The organism is Flavobacterium caeni, assembly GCF_900101895.1.
Classification (GTDB): Bacteria; Bacteroidota; Bacteroidia; order Flavobacteriales; family Flavobacteriaceae; genus Flavobacterium; species Flavobacterium caeni.
This window is the reverse complement of record NZ_FMVF01000003.1, coordinates 343,801-362,011: the sequence shown is the minus strand read 5'-3', so window position 1 is coordinate 362,011 and position 18,211 is coordinate 343,801. Positions and strand designations below refer to the sequence as shown.

Here is an 18,211-nt window from a genome sequence, read left to right as displayed (position 1 = left end):
ATTCGGTGCGCGTTTTTTAGGAGCCGTCCCGATAGCTATCGGGATGCTTTTCGTTGCAAACGCAGTTCACTGCGCTCGGGTCGTAAACTCCACAAAAGGATTTCCACTACAAATGCCTTTTTAGGCATTGCTTCGCCAGTTCGCTTCGCTCGGGTCACCGAACTCTTTTTGAAAATAAAAGCTAGGTGAAGTAATCGGGGCTATGGCTCATTCATCGTCGGAACCTTAACCGAAAATTGAAGTCTTTGGTTAAATCACATTTCGCCTTTAAGACTTTAAGACTTTATGACTTTTGACCAAAAAAAAACTACATTTGTAAAAACACCAAAAATGGCCAACACTTTCGGACGCCTGTTCAGGCTAACCACATTCGGGGAATCGCACGGGGAGGCCATAGGTGGTATCATCGACGGCGTCCCGTCTGGGATTGCACTCGATCTGGAGGCGATCCAACGCGAGCTCGATCGTCGTAAACCGGGACAATCGGCCATTGTCACCCAACGCAAAGAGGCCGACGAGGTGCGCTTCCTGTCGGGCATCTTCGAAGGAAGAACTACGGGCATGCCCATCGGATTCTCGATCGCCAACACCAACGCCAAATCACACGATTACGACCACAATACCCAGGCCTATCGCCCAAGCCACGCCGATTATACGTATGACAAAAAATACGGCATCCGCGACCACCGCGGTGGCGGCAGGAGTTCGGCGCGCGAAACCGCCAATTGGGTTGTCGGTGGGGCAGTAGCCAAACAGGTGTTGAAGGCAATCCAAATCAACGCCTTTGTGTCGTCGGTAGGGGAGATTTTTATCGACAAGCCGTACCAGGCGCTCGATTTTTCGAAAACCGAAACCAATGCGGTACGCTGTCCCGATGCGGCTACGGCCGAAAAGATGGAAGCCTACATCAAAGAAATCAGGAAACAAGGCGATACGGTGGGCGGTACGGTGACCTGTGTGTTGCAAAATGTACCCGTCGGATGGGGCGAACCCGTTTTTGACAAATTGCACGCGGCGCTGGGCCATGCGATGCTTTCGATCAATGCCGCGCACGGATTCGAATACGGCAGCGGATTTTGCGGCGCCAAGATGAAAGGCAGCGCGCACAACGATTTGTTCAACCCCGACGGCACCACGCAAAGCAATTTGTCGGGTGGCATACAGGGCGGCATTTCGAATGGCATGGACATTTATTTTCGCGTGGCGTTCAAGCCCGTGGCAACCATCATGCAAACACAACCCACCATCGATTCCGACGGAAACACAACCGAAATCCAAGGCAAAGGCAGGCACGACCCGTGTGTGGTGCCGCGCGCCGTCCCGATTGTCGAGGCGATGGCGGCGATGGTCTTGGCCGATTTTTATTTAATGAACAAAATATACAACTAACGCCGGGCCCTAGCCCTGATTGAAGTGAAAATCCTTTTCGCTTAAGTGAGATTTCTGGTTTCACCCGAAGCGCAAAAAAGCGAAAAGATTGTAACGGAAAGCAGGTTCCCGGCTCTCAAAAACAACTATGACAACAAACCCAACCCAAACCAAACCTTCTTTTTTTGCCAACCTTACCACCCAAATCCTGATCGCGATGGTCGTGGGCGCGATCCTGGGCGTACTTGTACACAGCAACGCAACGCCCGAATCGGCCAAGGAATTCAGCACCTACATCAAGATGCTGGCTACGATTTTCATCAGGCTCGTGCAAATGATCATCGCGCCGCTGGTGTTTACGACGCTGGTGGTGGGCATCGCCAAACTGGGCGACATTGCTTCGGTAGGCAGGATAGGGGGCAAGGCGCTCGGTTGGTTTTTTACCGCGTCGTTCATTTCGTTGCTTATAGGGATGTTTTGGGTAAATGTTTTGCAACCCGGTGTGGGCCTGAATTTGAGCGATGTCGATCTGGCGACCGCCAGCGAAGTCACCGACAAGACGCACAATTTCTCGGCGCAGAATTTCATCGAACACATCATCCCCAAAAGTATCGTCGAGGCGATGGCCACCAACGAAATTTTGCAAATCGTGGTGTTTTCTATTTTCTTCGGACTGGCCGCGGCCGCCATCGGCGATCACGCCAAGCCCGTGGTCAACGCGCTCGACAAGACGTCGCACATTGTGCTTAAAATGGTCAATTATGTGATGAAGTTTGCGCCGCTGGGCGTATTCGGGGCCATCGCGGGCGTATTTGCCGTACGCGATTTTGGCGATTTGCTGTTGACCTACGCCAAATTCTTCGGGTCGTTCATGGTGGGCATTTCGACGCTGTGGGTGGTGTTGCTTGTGGTGGGTTATTTGTTTTTGGGCAAGGCGATGTCTGTTTTGCTCCAACGCATCGTAAGCCCGCTGATTATCGCATTCGGTACCACCAGTTCCGAAGCCGTATTCCCGAAACTTACCGAAGAACTCGAACGCTTTGGCGTCAAGGACCGCATCGTGTCGTTTATGTTGCCGCTGGGCTATTCGTTTAACCTCGACGGCAGCATGATGTACATGACCTTTGCGAGCATCTTTATCGCGCAGGCCTACGGCATCGACTTGAGCATGGGTACGCAGTTCACGATGTTGTTCGTGCTGATGCTCACCAGTAAGGGAATCGCGGGCGTGCCGCGTGCGAGTTTGGTGGTCGTGGCGGCCACATGCGGGATGTTCAAGATTCCAATCGAGGGCATCGCGCTGATTTTGCCGATCGATCACTTTTGCGACATGTTCCGCAGCGCCACCAACGTGCTTGGGAATGCGTTGGCGACGAGCGTGGTGGGGAAGTGGGAGAATAAGCAGTAAATATTTTGGAATCAGGTTTTTAATCGATAACTTTTCTATATTTGTTATCGAACCTAAAAAACCGATCCATGAAAAAAAACTTTACTCATTGTGGCGTTGTTCGGCCTTAGCGCGGCGACGCATGCACAGCTCATTGCAACAGAAAGTTTCGATGCTTATTTTCCCGGAGAACTCAATTCGGACGTTACGGGCCAAACGGCAGCCAACGGTATTTTTACATTGGCCACCAATGGTACGGCGCCAACCACGGCAACCAACGCGGGCGCCGACAACTTCCTGGTCATCGAGGACAATCCGGCCCATTTAAATGTTTTACAATTGACGGGGACCAACGGCAACAAAGGCGGGCGTAGCCTTTGGTTTGAATCGTTCCAGGACGGCTGGGACGTGCGTGATACCGGAAATGAAATCATCGAGGTAGAGTTTGACCTTTTTACGGGCCCTGGCGGAGGCACCAGCATCAACACCATCGACATGCGCATCAATGGCGACACAGGCGGTACGATTGTACTTTCGGGCTTTTCGTTCAATACCCAGACCTTGGTTTTGCGCGGCATTGCCTATTACAATGCGCCGGCACCAGGTACGCTAGCAAGTTATTATTTTTACTTGGGCGGCGGACAAAACAACGTCATCTTGCCCGCGAATACATGGATTCGCCTAGGCGCAAGCTTCAACAAAACGACTGGGCAGGTTTACTGGAGAGGTAAAAACGGCGCAACCCAATTGTTCAACGGACAAGTAATGGGTGCCGGAGCGACAATGGATCCGGTGCAGGCCAACTTCATGTCGCTCAGCGGTACCACGACCACACCACCGGCAACGAATACCGCCGCGTCGGTGGTTTTAATGGATAATTTCCTGATCAAGGCGGTCGCGACGGACAGTTTATTGGAGGTTTCGCAAGTTGTCGCGCAAACCAATGACCTGGCGGTGTATCCAAACCCTGCGGCGCACACCATCCATATCGACAACCAACACACGATCCAACAAATCCTGATGAACGATGTCAACGGAAGGGTGGTCAAGCAAGTTACTTTCGACAATTTGGCCAGCGTTTCGGTCGATATTTCAGATTTGCCGGCTGGCGTTTACCTGCTCACGGTACAATCGGCAGAGGGTGAAATCACCAAAAAAATCGTCAAGCAATAAGTCGTTTTCTTCGAAAATGAAACCAAACTCCTCCAATCGGGGAGTTTTTTTGTTTCAGGCGATACAGTAAAGAGTTGATTCCTAATACGTAAGATTTTTTGTATCGATTTTAACAGTAAAGTTTGGTTTCGCCCCGCGAAAACCCACTACTTTTTCAATAGCTTTGTGTCCTAATCCAAAAGACACACCATGAAAACAAAATTACTTTTCGCGGCATTGTTGGGCACCGTTGCCGCTTCTAATGCGCAAACTACACTGTATTCGCAAGAATTCACCACCGCTACCGGTTCAGGCTTGACCATCATGGATGGCGACGGCGATGCCAACAACTGGGGCTTGTTTACAGGAAACGCGACTACTGCAGCTTGGGGCTTGGTAGGCAACTTCGCAGGTTCTAGATCTTGGAACCCGGCTACAGGAACGCCTCCAGGGCCGTTGACGCCAAACAATTTCTTGCTTACGCCAGAGGTTGTTATCCCGGAATCATTTGGGGCTACGACGCTTTCATTCCGTTTGGGAGCAACGAATCCCGATTTTCCAGCCGAGCAAATCTCGATTTATTTGGCGCCAGCTGCGGCCAACAGCCCAGCGCTCATCCAATTGTTGACGCCGGTTTTCAACTACACCTTGACCGCCGACGATGCGCAAGCTGCCGAAATCTTTATGGTAGATGTATCGGATTACGCGGGTCAGACGGTAAAAATCGTCATGAGACACCACGACTGTACCGACCAGGAATTGTTGTACCTTGACGACTTGACGCTCGTTCAAGAAACCTTGGCCACCAAGAGCTTCAATGCGGCGCAGTTTTCGGTTTTCCCGAACCCGGCTTCAGATGTCGTAAACGTAGTGAACTCTAACAAAGACAACATCACTTCGGTGGTTTTGACCGACGTAAACGGAAGAACCGTCAAGACTTTCAACTTTGACAGCATGACCAAAGTACAGGTCAACATCGCCGACTTGACTGCAGGCGTTTATTTGATGAACATCAAAACTGCCAACGGCGAAATCACCAAAAAGATCGTAAAGAACTAATCGATCTCGATTATAATAGAAAAAGCTCCCTAAACGGGAGCTTTTTTATTTTAGTGTATTGTCGAATTTCGGCGAAACAATCAATGTCTGACGACAAACTTTCTCACGTCGCGGATGTTGTCTTTGGTGAATTCTACAAAATACAAACCATCGCTCAGGCCCGAGGTTTCAAAAATCACCTTGTTGGCTTCGTTGCGCGTGGTTACCTTGACGCTTTGCCCGACCGCGTTGAACACAGCGGCTTTAAAGTCCTGAATGCCTTCCATTTCTACAGTGAGTTGTTCGCTCGTTGGCACCGGATAAACGGCAAGGTTCAACCTTGTGTTTTCGGCCGTTCCAAGCGCCGTGCTGACGGTCATGGTGTGGTTCAGGTTGTTGTAACCCGTGGTATTTTCCCAGGTCGATTCGTTGGCCAAGCGGATGGCATATTCGGCGCGCGGCGCAAGGGCAGGGGCCGCATCGGGTAAATGCAGGTAAAATTTATACGATCCTTCGGCCAAATTCGATGGTAAGGCGATTGTCTCGTTGATGGTCACATCATTCGGACCAAACCACAGGCCAGGGTTGGTGGCCAATTCGATAGGGAAGACCTGATTGGTCACGGTATTCTTGAGGACCAGGTAGGCTTTGCGTTCGTTGAATGGCGTAGCGAATCCGACATTTTTGACTTTGAGTGTAATGGCGATGTTGTTCCCGGCGGTAGCGGCCGTCGGGAAAGTGCCCGACTGGAGTTCGAAGCGATACCCGAGTTTTTTCTGGATTTCGGCCATACAGCCGTCTTCGGTAAAATTCGCCAACACACCCGGATGGTAATCGGCATTGAGCCAAGACCAGTGGAATTTACCCAATTCCTCGATGGCGGTCGCACAATCACTACGTGGCGAGTTCACGGCGCAGGTTTCGCCGCCTACGGGCGTAAATTTGGAATCCTGCATCAAATAAGGAAAGTCGATGTTCGGTTGTTCATAGGTGCCGTAATCGTCTTCGCTGGCCAAAAAGCAATCGTTGTGGTGACCCAGTCGCGCCACGTCCGACTCGTTAAAGGCCTGTGCATTCGATACCGGCGCGGTACCGTACATGTCGCGTTTCATGATGGGCGTACGCAACTGGACCATGCGGTTGGCCGGAAGCGCATCGAGCAAGGCATCTACGACGGCTTTGCGGTTGGCCTTGTTGGCCGGTGTAAGCGAAGTTTCGTTGTAGCCATAGCCGCCAAATTCAGCTTGGCTCGTATAATACCATTCGCCCCAAGTTCCAATGAAACCCGCTTGTAGTGCAAGGATTACATCGGAATTGGCTTCGAGCAAAGGCTTGATTTGGTTGATGTGCGCGAGAATTTGCGTTTTTGAAGCATCCCGTGGCGAATCGCCCTCGTCGTCGCCATAAGCAAAACGCATGACCACCTTGAGTCCGGCGTTGCGCAGACGGTCAAAATCGATTTGCATGTTCGACAGGTAGCTGGCCGAGATCGGCGAAGTCTTGAACGTCTCCAAATAGTAATACCTAAAAATAATCGAGATGTTTTGGTTCAGACGGTAATTGATCAGCGTGGTCTGGTTGAGCACGTCGTAAGAACTGGAATGGGTGTCTGAATACTTGTAAAAACCACGCTCGGGATTCGAGATGACCGCTGTAGATGCGGTGTAATTTACCGTGGCAGTCTGGGCGCTTCCGCACAAGGTCAGAAGTACTCCGGCTAGAGTCAGTAGTTGCTTCATCATAGTAGTAGGTTAAGATTTACGGTTCCGAATCTTTAAATTGTTGATTGGGAGCTTTTTGCCTCAAGAGGTTTTGGGAACCATCCATCGGCGAAAACAAAAATATACGATTAACGACACATTTTGTCGACAAAAGTGTTAAAATTTTCAAATTCATCGACGAAATACATGTTTCCTTAAAATTTGTAAGAATACATCCTTAGTAACACATCGAATTGTAAGAATCGACGGTAAACATCTGAATAAAAGTTTTTAACAAGAAAATTTTAGTTGGTTGATAAGTCGATATTTAATCGAATTTTTATTACAAGAATTGATTGTGCGTCGCCTAGATGATACCGATAAAACACTTATATTCAATTATAAGACACCGGAAAGCATTGAAATTAGCACATTTTCTGTGCTAGTTTTGGAGTATTCAAAGCACACTATAATATATATTATGTAAAATAGAAAATTGAATAACTGTTCCGGTTTTGTATGCTCCGTAACAAAAAAACGCCGTCTTTCGACAGCGTTCCTTTTCTAGAAATATCGTAGCGTTTGTTCGACCGGGACAACGAGATTCCACTTTTCCCAAGCCAACGTAATATTGTCTTTGTTGATCAAGTACGTAAGTTTCTCCGTACTGTCCGACTTAGCCTGTGGCTTGACGCGCACCCTGAGCTGGTCTTTCGATTGATCGTAATCATAAGCGCCCCATTGTTTGTGCTCTTTGTTCAGGATGATCGTCGCCTGGTCTTTTTCGGGGATCACAAAAAACGCATACTTTCCGGCGGGCAATTTTTGTCCACCAAATAAAATTTCCTTGCTGGTTTCAAGCGTCGTGGCCTCGTCGGCTCCCGCGCGCCAAACCTTTCCGAACGGGACAAGCTTGCCCCAAATTTCCCGTCCCTTTACCGACGGACTGCTGTAATGGATTGTAATTTCGGCACCGTTCACCGCGCCTTTGGCTACTGTGGCGGGACTTTTCTTTTCCTGCGCCGCTGCAAACACCGAAACGAATAATGTGAGCAAATAAGCCGTGATTTTGATTTTGAATTTCATGATAATTGATTTTTGGATGCTTAAAGATACCAATCGGATTTTTGCGACGCCCTAGATTTATAACCAATTTAACACCATAACTTAAGGCTTGTTTTTATTGCATCTTTGGCCGAGATAATCTATTTTTACGATTCATATCCCAAAGCCATGAATGTCATTGCCGAGCGCATCGCCGATTTCCTTAAACAGTTTTCGCCGTTCAACAACCTTACTTTCGAAGAGCTCACCATCGTGGCGACGAGTATCCGTGTCGTCAATTTGCAAAAGAACAAGACGTTGTTTCAAATCAACGACACACCGCATGACAGTTTTTATGTGGTGGCCTCGGGCGTGGTCAACCTTTCGGTGATTTCGGACGCCGAGGAAACGCTGTTGAACAAATGTGTCGAAGGCGATATTTTTGGGCTCCGTCCCTTTTTTGCCAAAAACAACTACCAGATGACGGCCAAGGCGCGTGACGAAAGCATCGTGTATGCGGTACCTATCGATACGTTTCGTCCGTTCGTGGCCCGAAATGCCGAGGTTTTGAATTTCTTGCTCGAGAGTTTTGCGCACAATTCAAACAATCCTGCCGACCGTGAAACGCAAGGAAGGCTGTTGTCGGATAATGTCACTTATGCGGGTAGCGGACAAACTGAAATACAGTATTTTCAAACACTGAATTACAACAAGTTACCGTTAAAAACTTCTCGTGCTACTTTAGCGAAAGACGCAGCACAGTTGATGACCGACAACCTAATGGATTGCGTGGTCGTGATCGAAAACGGTGCGCCCATCGGCATCGTAACCGACAACGACATGCGTTCTAAAATCGCCACGGGCCGTTACCCAGTGACCATCGCCATCGAAAAAATCATGGCCTCCCCTGTCATTGCCGTGCCCGAAAGCGTGTCGCTTGCCGAAGCACAACTGCTGATACTCAAACACAACGTAACCCATTTGTGCGTAACAGCCGATGGTTCGGACGCCACCGAAGTCAAAGGCGTCATTTCGCTGTATGATTTGATCGTGGCCCAGTCGAGTAATCCGGGGGTTTTGATCAAAGAAATCAAACGTTCCCAGGACGCCAAGGACCTCAAAAAAGTACGCGCCAAACTCACCGAACTCATCCAAACATCGATGGTCAAGAACCTGCCATTGTCGCACATCGCCAATGTGGCAAGCGAAATCACGTTGGCCATCATCAAACGTTCGGTAGAACTCGCCATTCTTGAAATGGGCTCCCCTCCTGCCCGTTTTGCTTGGCTTAGCATCGGTAGTCAGGGGCGAAAGGAACAATTGCTGCTCACCGATCAGGACCATATCCTGGTGTTCGAAGACGTGGCCGCCGACAAATACCGCGACGTAAAGGACTATTTCCTGCGACTGGCCAAAAAAGCCTCCGGTACGCTGGAAAAGGTGGGCTATCCGCCTTGTCCGAACGGGCATATGGCCAGCAACATCCTGTGGTGCAAATCGGTTTCCGACTGGCTTAAACAGTACACCAACTGGATGAAGGCGCCGGGCGAAAAGAGCAATGAGATCGCCAGTATCTTTTTTGATTACGAAATTGCCGTCGGCGAGCCACGTATCGAAGAGGCGATTACCGATGTGATTTTCCAAAATGCAGGCGCCAACCGGCTGTTCTTTGATTATTTGGGCAACGACGCCTTGCGCAAGCCTGCCCCGTTGAGCTTTTTCAAGAAGTTCAACGTAGAGGAAGAAGGACCATACAAAGATAAGTTCGACATCAAAATGCGTGCGCTCATGCCGCTGGTCGATGGTGCGCGGTTGTTTTGTTTGAGTCTCAATGTGCGCGGGATCAACAATACATTCCTGCGGTTCAAACAGTTGGCGATAGTCGATCCGAAGCATGCCGAGATCTATCTCAATTGTGCCGAGGCCTATTTGATACTGTCGCGTATCCGTACCGCCGAAGGGCTCAAGACCGACAGCGACGGGCGTTACATCAACCTCGAAGAATTGTCAAAAGCCGACCGCGAACGTCTCAAGAATGCATTGGCCCCGATGAAAGACCTTGAGGAGCTGATCAAAGACCGTTTTCAACTGACGCAATTTTCGTAATATGTTCGATTGGATCAAAAATATCAACAAAGACTATCCGGAATTCTGGAAAAGTTACCTCGGGAAGTTCGAAAAACGCTCGAACCGCTTTGTCGTGTTGAGTACCGAAACCACGGGGCTTGATCCGGAAAAAGACGTCATCCTTTCGATTGGCACCGTGGGCGTTACCGACAACAGCATCGTGGTGAGCGACAGTTTCGAGGTGGTACTGTTGCAGTACAAATTCCTACACGACAACGGCATGTCCAACGAGTTCATCATCGAAAGCACACAACCCAAATTGGGCGAACGCGAAGCCTTGCAGGCGTTTGTCGAATACCTTGGCAATGCCGTATTGGTGGGGCATCGCATTAATTTTGACGTAGAGATGATCAACACAGGACTCGAAAAACTCGGTGCAGGAAGGCTCAGGAACGAGGCGCTTGACATCGAAATCATGCACCAAAAAATCAACGAGAATACCGAGAAAGCCTTTGCAATCGATGAATTGTGCTCCTTGTACAACGTTCCCAAAAGCGACCGTCACTCGGCAGCCGAAGATGCCTACATACTGGGGCTTTTGTTTTTGAAGTTAAAGTCGAGATTAGGCTTGTAAAATATTGATTTTTAAATCAATAGTTAAATCCAACTATTTTTTCAAAACGGCCATGATGCGAAACCGAAGCCGGTGTTTTGTCGCCGCGTCGGTACGGCAATCCTTCTTTTTTTTCGACATCGGTACGGGCAAGGTCTAACACAAGAGGCCAATAATCGGGATTCGAAACGGCCACGGTATCCATGCGTTCCAAATCAAAAGTGGTTCGGGTTTGGTAAGTCCTGCCGTCGATTGTCACTGCCCCGTTGTAGTCATCCGATAGCGTGCATTCCAAACGCAACGGGTTGAATGTACGAATGCCGGTTTCCCTGTTGTAAATCTTATAAGCCGCTTCTTTTCGACTCCACAGGTTCCACACCATCAGGTCAGGATGGGCAGCAGTTTGGATACGCCTTTGTTCCGATTCGGTAAATATTTTTTGCAAAAAGCCTTTGCGGCGCCAATTGCTTTCCTTGGCCGCCAAAGTCAAATCGATGACGTCGTTGCCGATCATTTTTCGGCCGATTTGCTTTCGATGATCGAGAGTGCCGTCTTGACATCGAGCATTTGCTCCATCGATTCGTTGTCGATGACAATGCCGAACGCTTCTTCGATATCCAACACAATGTCGACCAAGTTGGCCGAGTTGATCTTGAGGTCCTTGATGAAATCGGTTTGTTCCGACAGGTTTTCGAGCGCCTGACTGTCTTTGACATACGGCTTGATGATGGCTTTTAACTGCGCAATGGCTTGTTCCCTATTCATAATGTGCTTTTGAAATGACTATCCTGAAACCGTCAGGATCGGTATACGTTTTCCCTTTTTCGCGCCAATACGGATTGTTGGCTTCGACTTCGGGAATATTTCGGTTGTGGAATTGTTCGGTCAGGTGATGGAACTCGGCCTCGCTCTCGGCATAAAACACGAGCAAGTCGTCGTGATCGGGCTGGTGGACCGGTGCTTCGTCCGATACGGTAAACTCCAAATGCCAGTCCTGCCCTCGGTTGCCGATGAACACGCCATCGTAGCCGTCGTGGTCATGGAATTCCCCAAGGATTTCCAGATCGAGCAGCCCGCAATAGAAATCGATCAACGGCTGAATATGGGCAGTATGACGGGCAACACGTAGCTTCATCTAATATTTTTTAAAGATAACACATCCGTTGACATCGCCAAAACCAAAACTCGCCTTGGCCACAATCTCCAGCGGCGTTTTGACCATGCGTTGCGGGATCTTCGAACCGTCGATCATTTCGGCGATTTCGGGGTGCAGGTCTTCGCAGTTGCGGTTCGGAAAAACAAAGCCGTGGTACAATTCCAGTACCGACGCCACGCTTTCTACAGCGCCCGCGGCCGACAAGCAATGCCCTACCATCGACTTGAGCGAATTGATGTACGGAAAATCGGCCCCGCGCCTGTTCAAAGCCGCGCTCCAATTTTGTATCTCAAGACTGTCCTTTGCCGTGGCCGTCAGGTGTCCGTTGATTTTGTCGATCTGACGCGCATCTACCCCCACGTTTGCCATCGCATCGCGTATGCAGCGCTGCACCGCCTCGGGATTAGGTGCCGTCATGGTGCCTTCGCCGCGTTGCCCGCCCGAATTGACGTTTCCGCCCAGAACCTCGCCATAGATACGTGCACCACGATCCAATGCCGCGTCCAAATCTTCGAGCAACAAAGCACCCGCGCCGCTGCCCGGAACAAACCCGGCCGCCGTCTCGCTCATGGGTCTTGAGCCTTGTTCGGGACGGTCGTTGTATTTGAACGCGCAAACCTTCATGGCGTCGAAACCACCCCAAATGTACGGTCCCGAATCGCTTGTGGCGCCCGCCAAAATGCGTTTGGCCCTCCCCGACTGGATCCGTTCGAACGCCATGAGTAGGGCTTCGGTTCCCGTGGTACACGCCGATGAATTGGTCGTCACGATGTTCCCGAGCCCCAATTTGCCGCCCAGGTAGGCGCTTACGCCGCTGTTCATGGTTTGCGCAACGGCGGTACTGCCGAGTCTTCGGGTTTGCAGGTCGTCTATTTTGTAAATACACTCGCGAAATTTGTCGATGCCCGAGGTGCCCGAGCCGAATATGGCGCCGCTGTCCCAATCGGGTGAATCGGTTTCTGTGATGGCCAGCCCCGCGTCTTTCCACGCATCGATGCCCGCCATGACGCCGTACAAAATCCCGCTTGCGTTAAAATTGCGCAGTTCGAGTTCCGAAAAATAGTCGCGTTTTTGCTCGTCGGGAATTTGTGGCGTGGCCGAGATTTGACACGAGAACTGTAAGTCGGCGAGTTGTTGGTCGAACCGAATACCCGATGCGCCGTTTTGGATGGCCCGCAAAAATGCATCTAGCCCTACTCCATTCGGGGCCACGATTCCCAATCCCGTGATGACCACGCGCCTATTCATGATGTTGCATTTTAGGAACTACCATACCCGCTATTTCACCCGTACACACTTCGATTCCGGCAGCATTCGTTATTGTTACAGTACATTTTAGCTTCCCGAACCGGAAGTATTTTTTTTGTGAAACCACGGTCACTTTCTCGCCGGGATAAACCGGTTTCAAAAACTCGATTTGCGTAGACGTCAGGGCCACCGAAACCGCCGATCGCGACGCGTCGTCCAACAGAAAAATACCCAGACAAACCACGCCAATCTGTGCCATGATTTCGGTCAGGATGACACCGGGCGTGACGGGATGTCCCTTAAAATGACCTTTGTAAAAATCGGCGTCTTTGTCCAGTGTATAATGGCCGCGCACGCCATTTTCGTCAATGGATTCGATCGCATCTACAAAAAGAAACGGTCGGCCATAAGGCAGCTTTTCAAGGATTTGGTCGTTGTTCTTTACCATTGCAGCAGTACACGTTGGGCCGAAAATCCGGGACCAAAACTCAGCATTAGTCCTTTTTCGCCGGGTTCTGGTTGCGCTTTCATGACATCTTCGAGCACATAGAGCACCGTGGCGCTCGACATGTTGCCGTACAATTTGAGGATTTCCTTGGTGGCGTTGATGTTTTTCCCGAGGTCGGCGAACAAACCTTCGACCAATTGGATGATTTTTTTGCCGCCTGGATGAAAAATCAAATGATCGATGTCGGCAATTTCGAGTCGTTGCTTTTCAAGGAACGGATGGATGATGTCGGGAAAATGCGACGCAATCGTCTCGGGTACGTCTACGTCGAGTACCATCTGCAACCCCGAATTGGTCAGCTTGAACCCCATCATGTGTTCGTTTTCGTAAAAATGGTACATCTCCTCGGCCACGACTTCGGGCCCAAAATCGGACTCGTCCGAAGACAATAGCGCACAGGCCGCGCCGTCGCCAAAAATGGCCGCGCTCACAATGTTGGCCATCGAATAGTCATCGAGCTGAAACGTGGCCGTCGGGCTTTCGACCGCAATCACTGCGGCGCGTTTGCCTGGATTGGCCTTCAGAAAGTTCTTGGCATAGATGATGCCCGAAACCCCGGCGGCGCAACCCATCTCGGTCACCGGAAGCCTAACGATGTCCTGTCGCAACTGCAGTTTGTTGATCAGGTAGGCGTCAAGCGACGGAATCATGATGCCCGTACAACTCACGGTGATGATGTAGTCGAGCATATCGGGTTCCCAGCCTGCCTTGTCGAGTGCCTTGGTGAGTACCTTTTCGCCCAAACGGATGGCTTCGCGGGCATAGATCTCGTTTTTTTGTTCGAACGATGTGGCGGTAAAAACATCGGTCGGTTCCATGATCGAATACCGTTTGTCGACGGCCGCACCTTCGAAAATCTTCTTGACTTTGCGCACAAAACGATCTTCCTGACCATCGAGCCAGCCGTCCAACAACGGGATGATGTCTTGGGTATCGCGCGAGTAGTCCGGCAATTGCTTGGCAACCGAAATGATTTTTACACTCATATTTTAGAAATGATCCATTGGTAGCGGAAGGCCCATTTCCAACGGATATTGGCGTTGAGATTTAATTTTTGGCTGAAAGTGCTGAGTTCGGTGCGTTTGAATCCGCGAAGGATGGACACCAGCCCGTCGTTTCTGGGCATCGGCTTGAGCCGAAACAACCAACCCACCAACTGGAACAGCCGGTAGGCCAAAGCGTTCCGATGCAAGTCGTTGACGACGATACCGACCGTGATCTTGCTTTTGAGCAACCGCATCAAATATAAAATTTCACTTTCGTTAAAGTGATGTAACGTCAATGTACACAGCGCAATATCGTACTCCAATGATTCGAAATCGGCGCTAAAAATATCGATGGTCTGGTAACCGATGTTAGGGTACGAAGCCGACAATTCGCGCGCATACCTCACCGTATCGGGATTGGCATCTATACCAATCAACTTGAAACGCCAATTTTTGCGGTAGCCGTAATCGCTCAGGGCGCGCAGCATGTCGCCGTTACCACAACCCAAATCAACCAGCGTGATCTCGTAATCCTTCGGGAACTTTGAAAGCAACTTCTTGACGCCGTCTACGGTAATCCTGTTACCGCCAAGCAAACGGTTGATACGGGCAATCTGGTCGAGCGTGTCGCGCAACTCCTTGCCCTGCATCGAGAAATCGTCCATGATTTCGGGCGCGTCGGTTCGTGTAGTGGTATCGATCAACATGGTACAGGAATGGGTTTGCCGTGCGTAAGCCGGATGATTTTGGGAAAAAGCGACGGGAAAAAGGCCACCAAACGCAGGGCCCATTCCGATGTTTTTTGCCTTTGGAACAAATGCCCGAGCCAACGCCCCGCCTGCATCCGCGATTTGAACAAGCGGTTCCAGGTTTGGTTATATCCGTGTTCCATTTGCGTACGCGTAATTTCGTTATTCATGTAACGCACCACGTGTTCCGAGGCAATCTTGGCGCTGTGGATCGCCATGGCCATCCCGTTGCCGCAAAGCGGATGGATGAGCCCCGCCGTGTCGCCTATCATCAGGATGTGATTTTCTACGCAAGGTTTTTTGTCGAACGAAATCTGGCTGATGGTCATGGGCTTGTCGAATACAGGCGTGGCCTCTTCAAAAATACTTTGCAATACAGGATTCCGATACAGCACATTTTGTTGGTATTCTTCTATATTCCGGTATTGTTTGAACGTCGCGAAGTCGGCAAGGTAACAAATGTTGATGCGGTTGTTTTCGACCTTCGACACGCCGCAGTAGCCACCCGTGAAGTTGTGGAGCCCTACAACATCGTCTGAAAAAATGCCTTCGAAATGACCCTTAACCGCCAACCACGGCGACTTTTTGGCCATAAACCGCCGCTGCATTTTTTGATCGAGATTCGACCGCTTCCCAAACGCACCGAGCACCACTTTCGATTGCAATACGCGGCCGTCGGACAACGAAACGTTAAACGAATTGTCTAAAAAATCGATGGACGTGATGTTTTCCTTGACGATTTCGCAACCGCGTTCGATCGCCTTGCTGTACAAATAATGGTCAAGGGCATAGCGGCTTACGCCAAATCCGCCCAACGGCAAATCGCCTTTTAGCAGGGCACCCGAATGGGTCGAAAAATCGATCTTGGAAATGTGGGTCGGATGCAAATGCGTCACGTCTACGCCCAGCCAATCGAAATACGGAAGCACCTCCTTCGAGATGTATTCGCCACAAACCTTATGTCTTGGGAAATCCGCCTTGTCGATGAGCGTCACGCCAATGCCCATCTTGGCCAGATGCAGCGCGCTCGTGAGTCCGGCCAGGCCGCCGCCGGCAATGATTACGGTTTGGTTTGCTTCCATACCTACGAAAATAGACATTTCGCGCCGACTGCGTGTTGTAAATAAACGCAAAAGTTTACATAATTTGATACGGGAGCCGCTACCCTACCCGTTCGTTCTTGATTTCCTCGACGATTTCGGGATTGAGCAACGTGCTCGTGTCGCCAAAGTTCGAGAAATCGCCTTCGGCTATCTTGCGCAGGATGCGGCGCATGATCTTGCCCGAGCGCGTTTTCGGAAGTCCCGAAACGAACTGGATTTTGTCGAGTTTGGCGATGGCCCCGATGTGGCTCGACACGTGCTGGTTGATTTCGTTGCGCAGGTTGTCGCGGTCGCGCGATTCACCATATTCCTTGAGGATGATGAAACCGTACAACGCATTGCCCTTGATGTCGTGCGGGAACCCAACAATGGCCGATTCGGCAACCGCCGGATGCTCGTTGATGGCATCTTCTATGGGCGCCGTGCCAAGGTTGTGGCCCGATACGATGACCACATCGTCTACCCTGCCGGTGATGCGGTAATAGCCGACTTCGTCACGCAACGCGCCGTCGCCTGTAAAATATTTGCCCGGAAACGTAGAAAAATAAGTGTCTTTGTAACGTTGGTGGTCGCCCCAAATGGTTCGCGCAATGGACGGCCACGGGAATTTGATGCACAAACTGCCCACCACTTGGTTGCCCTCGATCTCGGTGCGGGTTTCGTCCATCAAAACCGGTTGGATGCCCGGCAGCGGCAATGTCGCATAGGTAGGCTTTGTAGGTGTCACGAACGGAATCGGCGAAATCATCACGCCGCCCGTTTCGGTTTGCCACCAGGTATCGACGATTGGGCATTTCTTTTTGCCGACATGGTCGTTGTACCAGTGCCATGCTTCTTCGTTGATGGGTTCGCCCACCGATCCGATCAGTCTTAACGACGACAAATCGTGGTGGTCTACCCAAGAGGTGTTTTCCTTGGCCAACGCACGGATGGCCGTTGGTGCGGTGTAGAATTGCGTAACTTTATGTTTGTCGATTACATCCCAAAAGCGTCCGAAATCGGGATACGACGGAATGCCTTCGAACAAAACCGTCGTCGCGCCGTTGAGCAACGGGCCGTAAACGATATAGGAATGGCCCGTGATCCAACCGATATCGGCCGTACACCAAAACACATCGTTTTCTTCGTGGTTGAAAATGTTCTTGAACGTATAACCAATGTACACCATGTAGCCCGCCGTGGTGTGCAACATGCCCTTGGGTTTTCCGGTAGAGCCCGAAGTGTACAGGATGAACAAAGGATCTTCGGCGTCCATGATTTCGGCCACGTTGTTGTCCGACGCCTCGTCGAGCAACGGCTGGAGCCATTGGTCACGGCCTTCCTGCATGTTGACTGCTGTGTTGGTTCGTTTGGCTACGAGCACCTTTTTAACCGAGGGGCAGTTTTGCAAAGCCTCGTCGATGATGCCTTTGAGATCGATGGTTTTGTTGCCGCGGTAACCGCCATCGGCCGTGACGACCATTTTACAGTCGGAATCGTTGACGCGCGTGGCCACCGCCGATGCTGAAAACCCTGCAAAAACCACCGAATGGATCGCCCCGATGCGCGCGCACGCCAACACCGAAATCGCGAGTTCAGGGATCATCGGAAGGTAAATACACACACGGTCGCCTTTTTCGACGCCTTGGTCGCGCAGCACGTTGGCCATCTTACAGACGCGCTGGTGCAGCTCGGCATAGGTGATGTGCTGGGCTTGTTCCTTGGGGTCGTTGGGCTCGAAAATAATCGCCGTCTTGTTGCCCCTACGCGCCAAATGCCGGTCGATGCAATTCTTGACGATGTTGACCTTGGCGCCCATGAACCACTTAATGTCGGCCTCGGCCATATTGAACTCGACCACTTTGTCCCATTGCTGGTACCAAGTGAAATTTTCTTCGGCGATCTTGCCCCAAAATTTACGCGGTTCGCGGATCGATTTGTTGTAATGCTTGAAATATTGCTCGAGGTTTTCGATTTTGTAGTAGCTCATGGTGGTTTTTGGTTGGTAAACCAACAAATTTAGGGATTTGGTGGAATTGGAATAGCATTATTTTTTCATTTTTCGCCTTCGTTTAATTTTTTGTGGTCAGTTTGATATCTTTGGTGCTATTCA

The 18,211-nt window shown here is 50.4% G+C and carries 17 protein-coding genes; 6 read left to right on the top strand and 11 right to left on the bottom strand.

The features are described 5' to 3' along the window. The first annotated feature begins 330 nt into the window (after positions 1 to 330). From aroC to BLP55_RS03905, 4 genes are all read left to right on the top strand, one after another. Positions 331 to 1,389: a chorismate synthase gene (gene aroC / locus BLP55_RS03920; protein ID WP_091141059.1), complete on the top strand. Its 1,059-nt coding sequence runs from the start codon at positions 331 to 333 to the stop codon at positions 1,387 to 1,389. 127 nt (positions 1,390 to 1,516) lie between these two features. Continuing rightward, positions 1,517 to 2,776 carry a dicarboxylate/amino acid:cation symporter gene (locus BLP55_RS03915; protein ID WP_091141014.1) on the top strand — a complete coding sequence of 420 codons (1,260 nt, stop codon included), beginning with the start codon at positions 1,517 to 1,519 and terminating at the stop codon, positions 2,774 to 2,776. Positions 2,777 to 2,866: 90 nt separating this feature from the next. Then, positions 2,867 to 3,928: a T9SS type A sorting domain-containing protein gene (locus BLP55_RS03910; protein WP_091141013.1), complete on the top strand. Its 1,062-nt coding sequence runs from the start codon at positions 2,867 to 2,869 to the stop codon at positions 3,926 to 3,928. 189 nt (positions 3,929 to 4,117) lie between these two features. Continuing rightward, positions 4,118 to 4,966, top strand: coding sequence for a T9SS-dependent choice-of-anchor J family protein (locus tag BLP55_RS03905; protein ID WP_091141012.1), 849 nt, complete (start codon positions 4,118 to 4,120; stop codon positions 4,964 to 4,966). An 80-nt stretch (positions 4,967 to 5,046) separates the two neighbouring features. Here the strand turns inward: BLP55_RS03905 and BLP55_RS03900 are convergent, their stop codons facing one another. Together BLP55_RS03900 and BLP55_RS03895 are read right to left on the bottom strand one after the other, a co-directional pair. Continuing rightward, entirely contained in the window at positions 5,047 to 6,687 is a 1,641-nt protein-coding gene (locus tag BLP55_RS03900; RefSeq protein WP_170826783.1) for a DUF4832 domain-containing protein, read from the bottom strand. Positions 6,688 to 7,209: 522 nt separating this feature from the next. Then, positions 7,210 to 7,731, bottom strand: coding sequence for a DUF2911 domain-containing protein (locus tag BLP55_RS03895; protein WP_091141011.1), 522 nt, complete (start codon positions 7,729 to 7,731; stop codon positions 7,210 to 7,212). 147 nt (positions 7,732 to 7,878) lie between these two features. On the opposite strand from BLP55_RS03895, the gene BLP55_RS03890 reads away from it, so the two are divergent. Continuing rightward, positions 7,879 to 9,795 carry a DUF294 nucleotidyltransferase-like domain-containing protein gene (locus BLP55_RS03890; RefSeq protein ID WP_091141058.1) on the top strand — a complete coding sequence of 639 codons (1,917 nt, stop codon included), beginning with the start codon at positions 7,879 to 7,881 and terminating at the stop codon, positions 9,793 to 9,795. A 1-nt stretch (position 9,796) separates the two neighbouring features. Then, a complete protein-coding gene (locus BLP55_RS03885; protein ID WP_091141010.1) occupies positions 9,797 to 10,390 on the top strand; it encodes a 3'-5' exonuclease in 594 nt (197 codons plus the stop codon). A 16-nt stretch (positions 10,391 to 10,406) separates the two neighbouring features. Here BLP55_RS03885 and BLP55_RS03880 read toward each other — a convergent pair whose 3' ends face one another. The 9 genes from BLP55_RS03880 to acs form a co-directional block, all read right to left on the bottom strand. Next, the gene (locus BLP55_RS03880; RefSeq protein WP_091141009.1) at positions 10,407 to 10,883 is read right to left on the bottom strand and encodes a 4'-phosphopantetheinyl transferase family protein; all 477 of its coding nucleotides are present in this window, start codon (positions 10,881 to 10,883) and stop codon (positions 10,407 to 10,409) included. Continuing rightward, on the bottom strand, positions 10,880 to 11,134 hold the full coding sequence (locus tag BLP55_RS03875) for an acyl carrier protein (protein ID WP_170826782.1): 255 nt from the start codon (positions 11,132 to 11,134) through the stop codon (positions 10,880 to 10,882). Before BLP55_RS03875 ends, BLP55_RS03880 begins: the two co-directional genes overlap by 4 nt. Beyond that, entirely contained in the window at positions 11,127 to 11,504 is a 378-nt protein-coding gene (locus BLP55_RS03870) for a VOC family protein (protein WP_139149598.1), read from the bottom strand. Before BLP55_RS03870 ends, BLP55_RS03875 begins: the two co-directional genes overlap by 8 nt. Continuing rightward, positions 11,505 to 12,773 (bottom strand): beta-ketoacyl-[acyl-carrier-protein] synthase family protein, encoded by a 1,269-nt coding sequence (locus BLP55_RS03865; RefSeq protein ID WP_091141006.1) that lies wholly within the window; start codon positions 12,771 to 12,773, stop codon positions 11,505 to 11,507. Further along, entirely contained in the window at positions 12,766 to 13,221 is a 456-nt protein-coding gene (locus tag BLP55_RS03860; protein ID WP_091141005.1) for a 3-hydroxyacyl-ACP dehydratase FabZ family protein, read from the bottom strand. The genes BLP55_RS03865 and BLP55_RS03860 overlap by 8 nt, the downstream gene beginning before the upstream one ends. Then, positions 13,215 to 14,267: a type III polyketide synthase gene (locus tag BLP55_RS03855; protein ID WP_091141004.1), complete on the bottom strand. Its 1,053-nt coding sequence runs from the start codon at positions 14,265 to 14,267 to the stop codon at positions 13,215 to 13,217. The genes BLP55_RS03860 and BLP55_RS03855 overlap by 7 nt, the downstream gene beginning before the upstream one ends. Next, complete coding sequence (locus BLP55_RS03850; protein WP_091141003.1) at positions 14,264 to 14,974, bottom strand: methyltransferase domain-containing protein; 711 nt, start codon at positions 14,972 to 14,974, stop codon at positions 14,264 to 14,266. The genes BLP55_RS03855 and BLP55_RS03850 overlap by 4 nt, the downstream gene beginning before the upstream one ends. Then, positions 14,968 to 16,098 (bottom strand): NAD(P)/FAD-dependent oxidoreductase, encoded by a 1,131-nt coding sequence (locus BLP55_RS03845; protein WP_091141057.1) that lies wholly within the window; start codon positions 16,096 to 16,098, stop codon positions 14,968 to 14,970. The genes BLP55_RS03850 and BLP55_RS03845 overlap by 7 nt, the downstream gene beginning before the upstream one ends. Before the next feature lie 79 nt (positions 16,099 to 16,177). Continuing rightward, positions 16,178 to 18,112 (bottom strand): acetate--CoA ligase, encoded by a 1,935-nt coding sequence (acs, locus tag BLP55_RS03840; RefSeq protein WP_262494174.1) that lies wholly within the window; start codon positions 18,110 to 18,112, stop codon positions 16,178 to 16,180. Positions 18,113 to 18,211 lie beyond the last annotated feature (99 nt).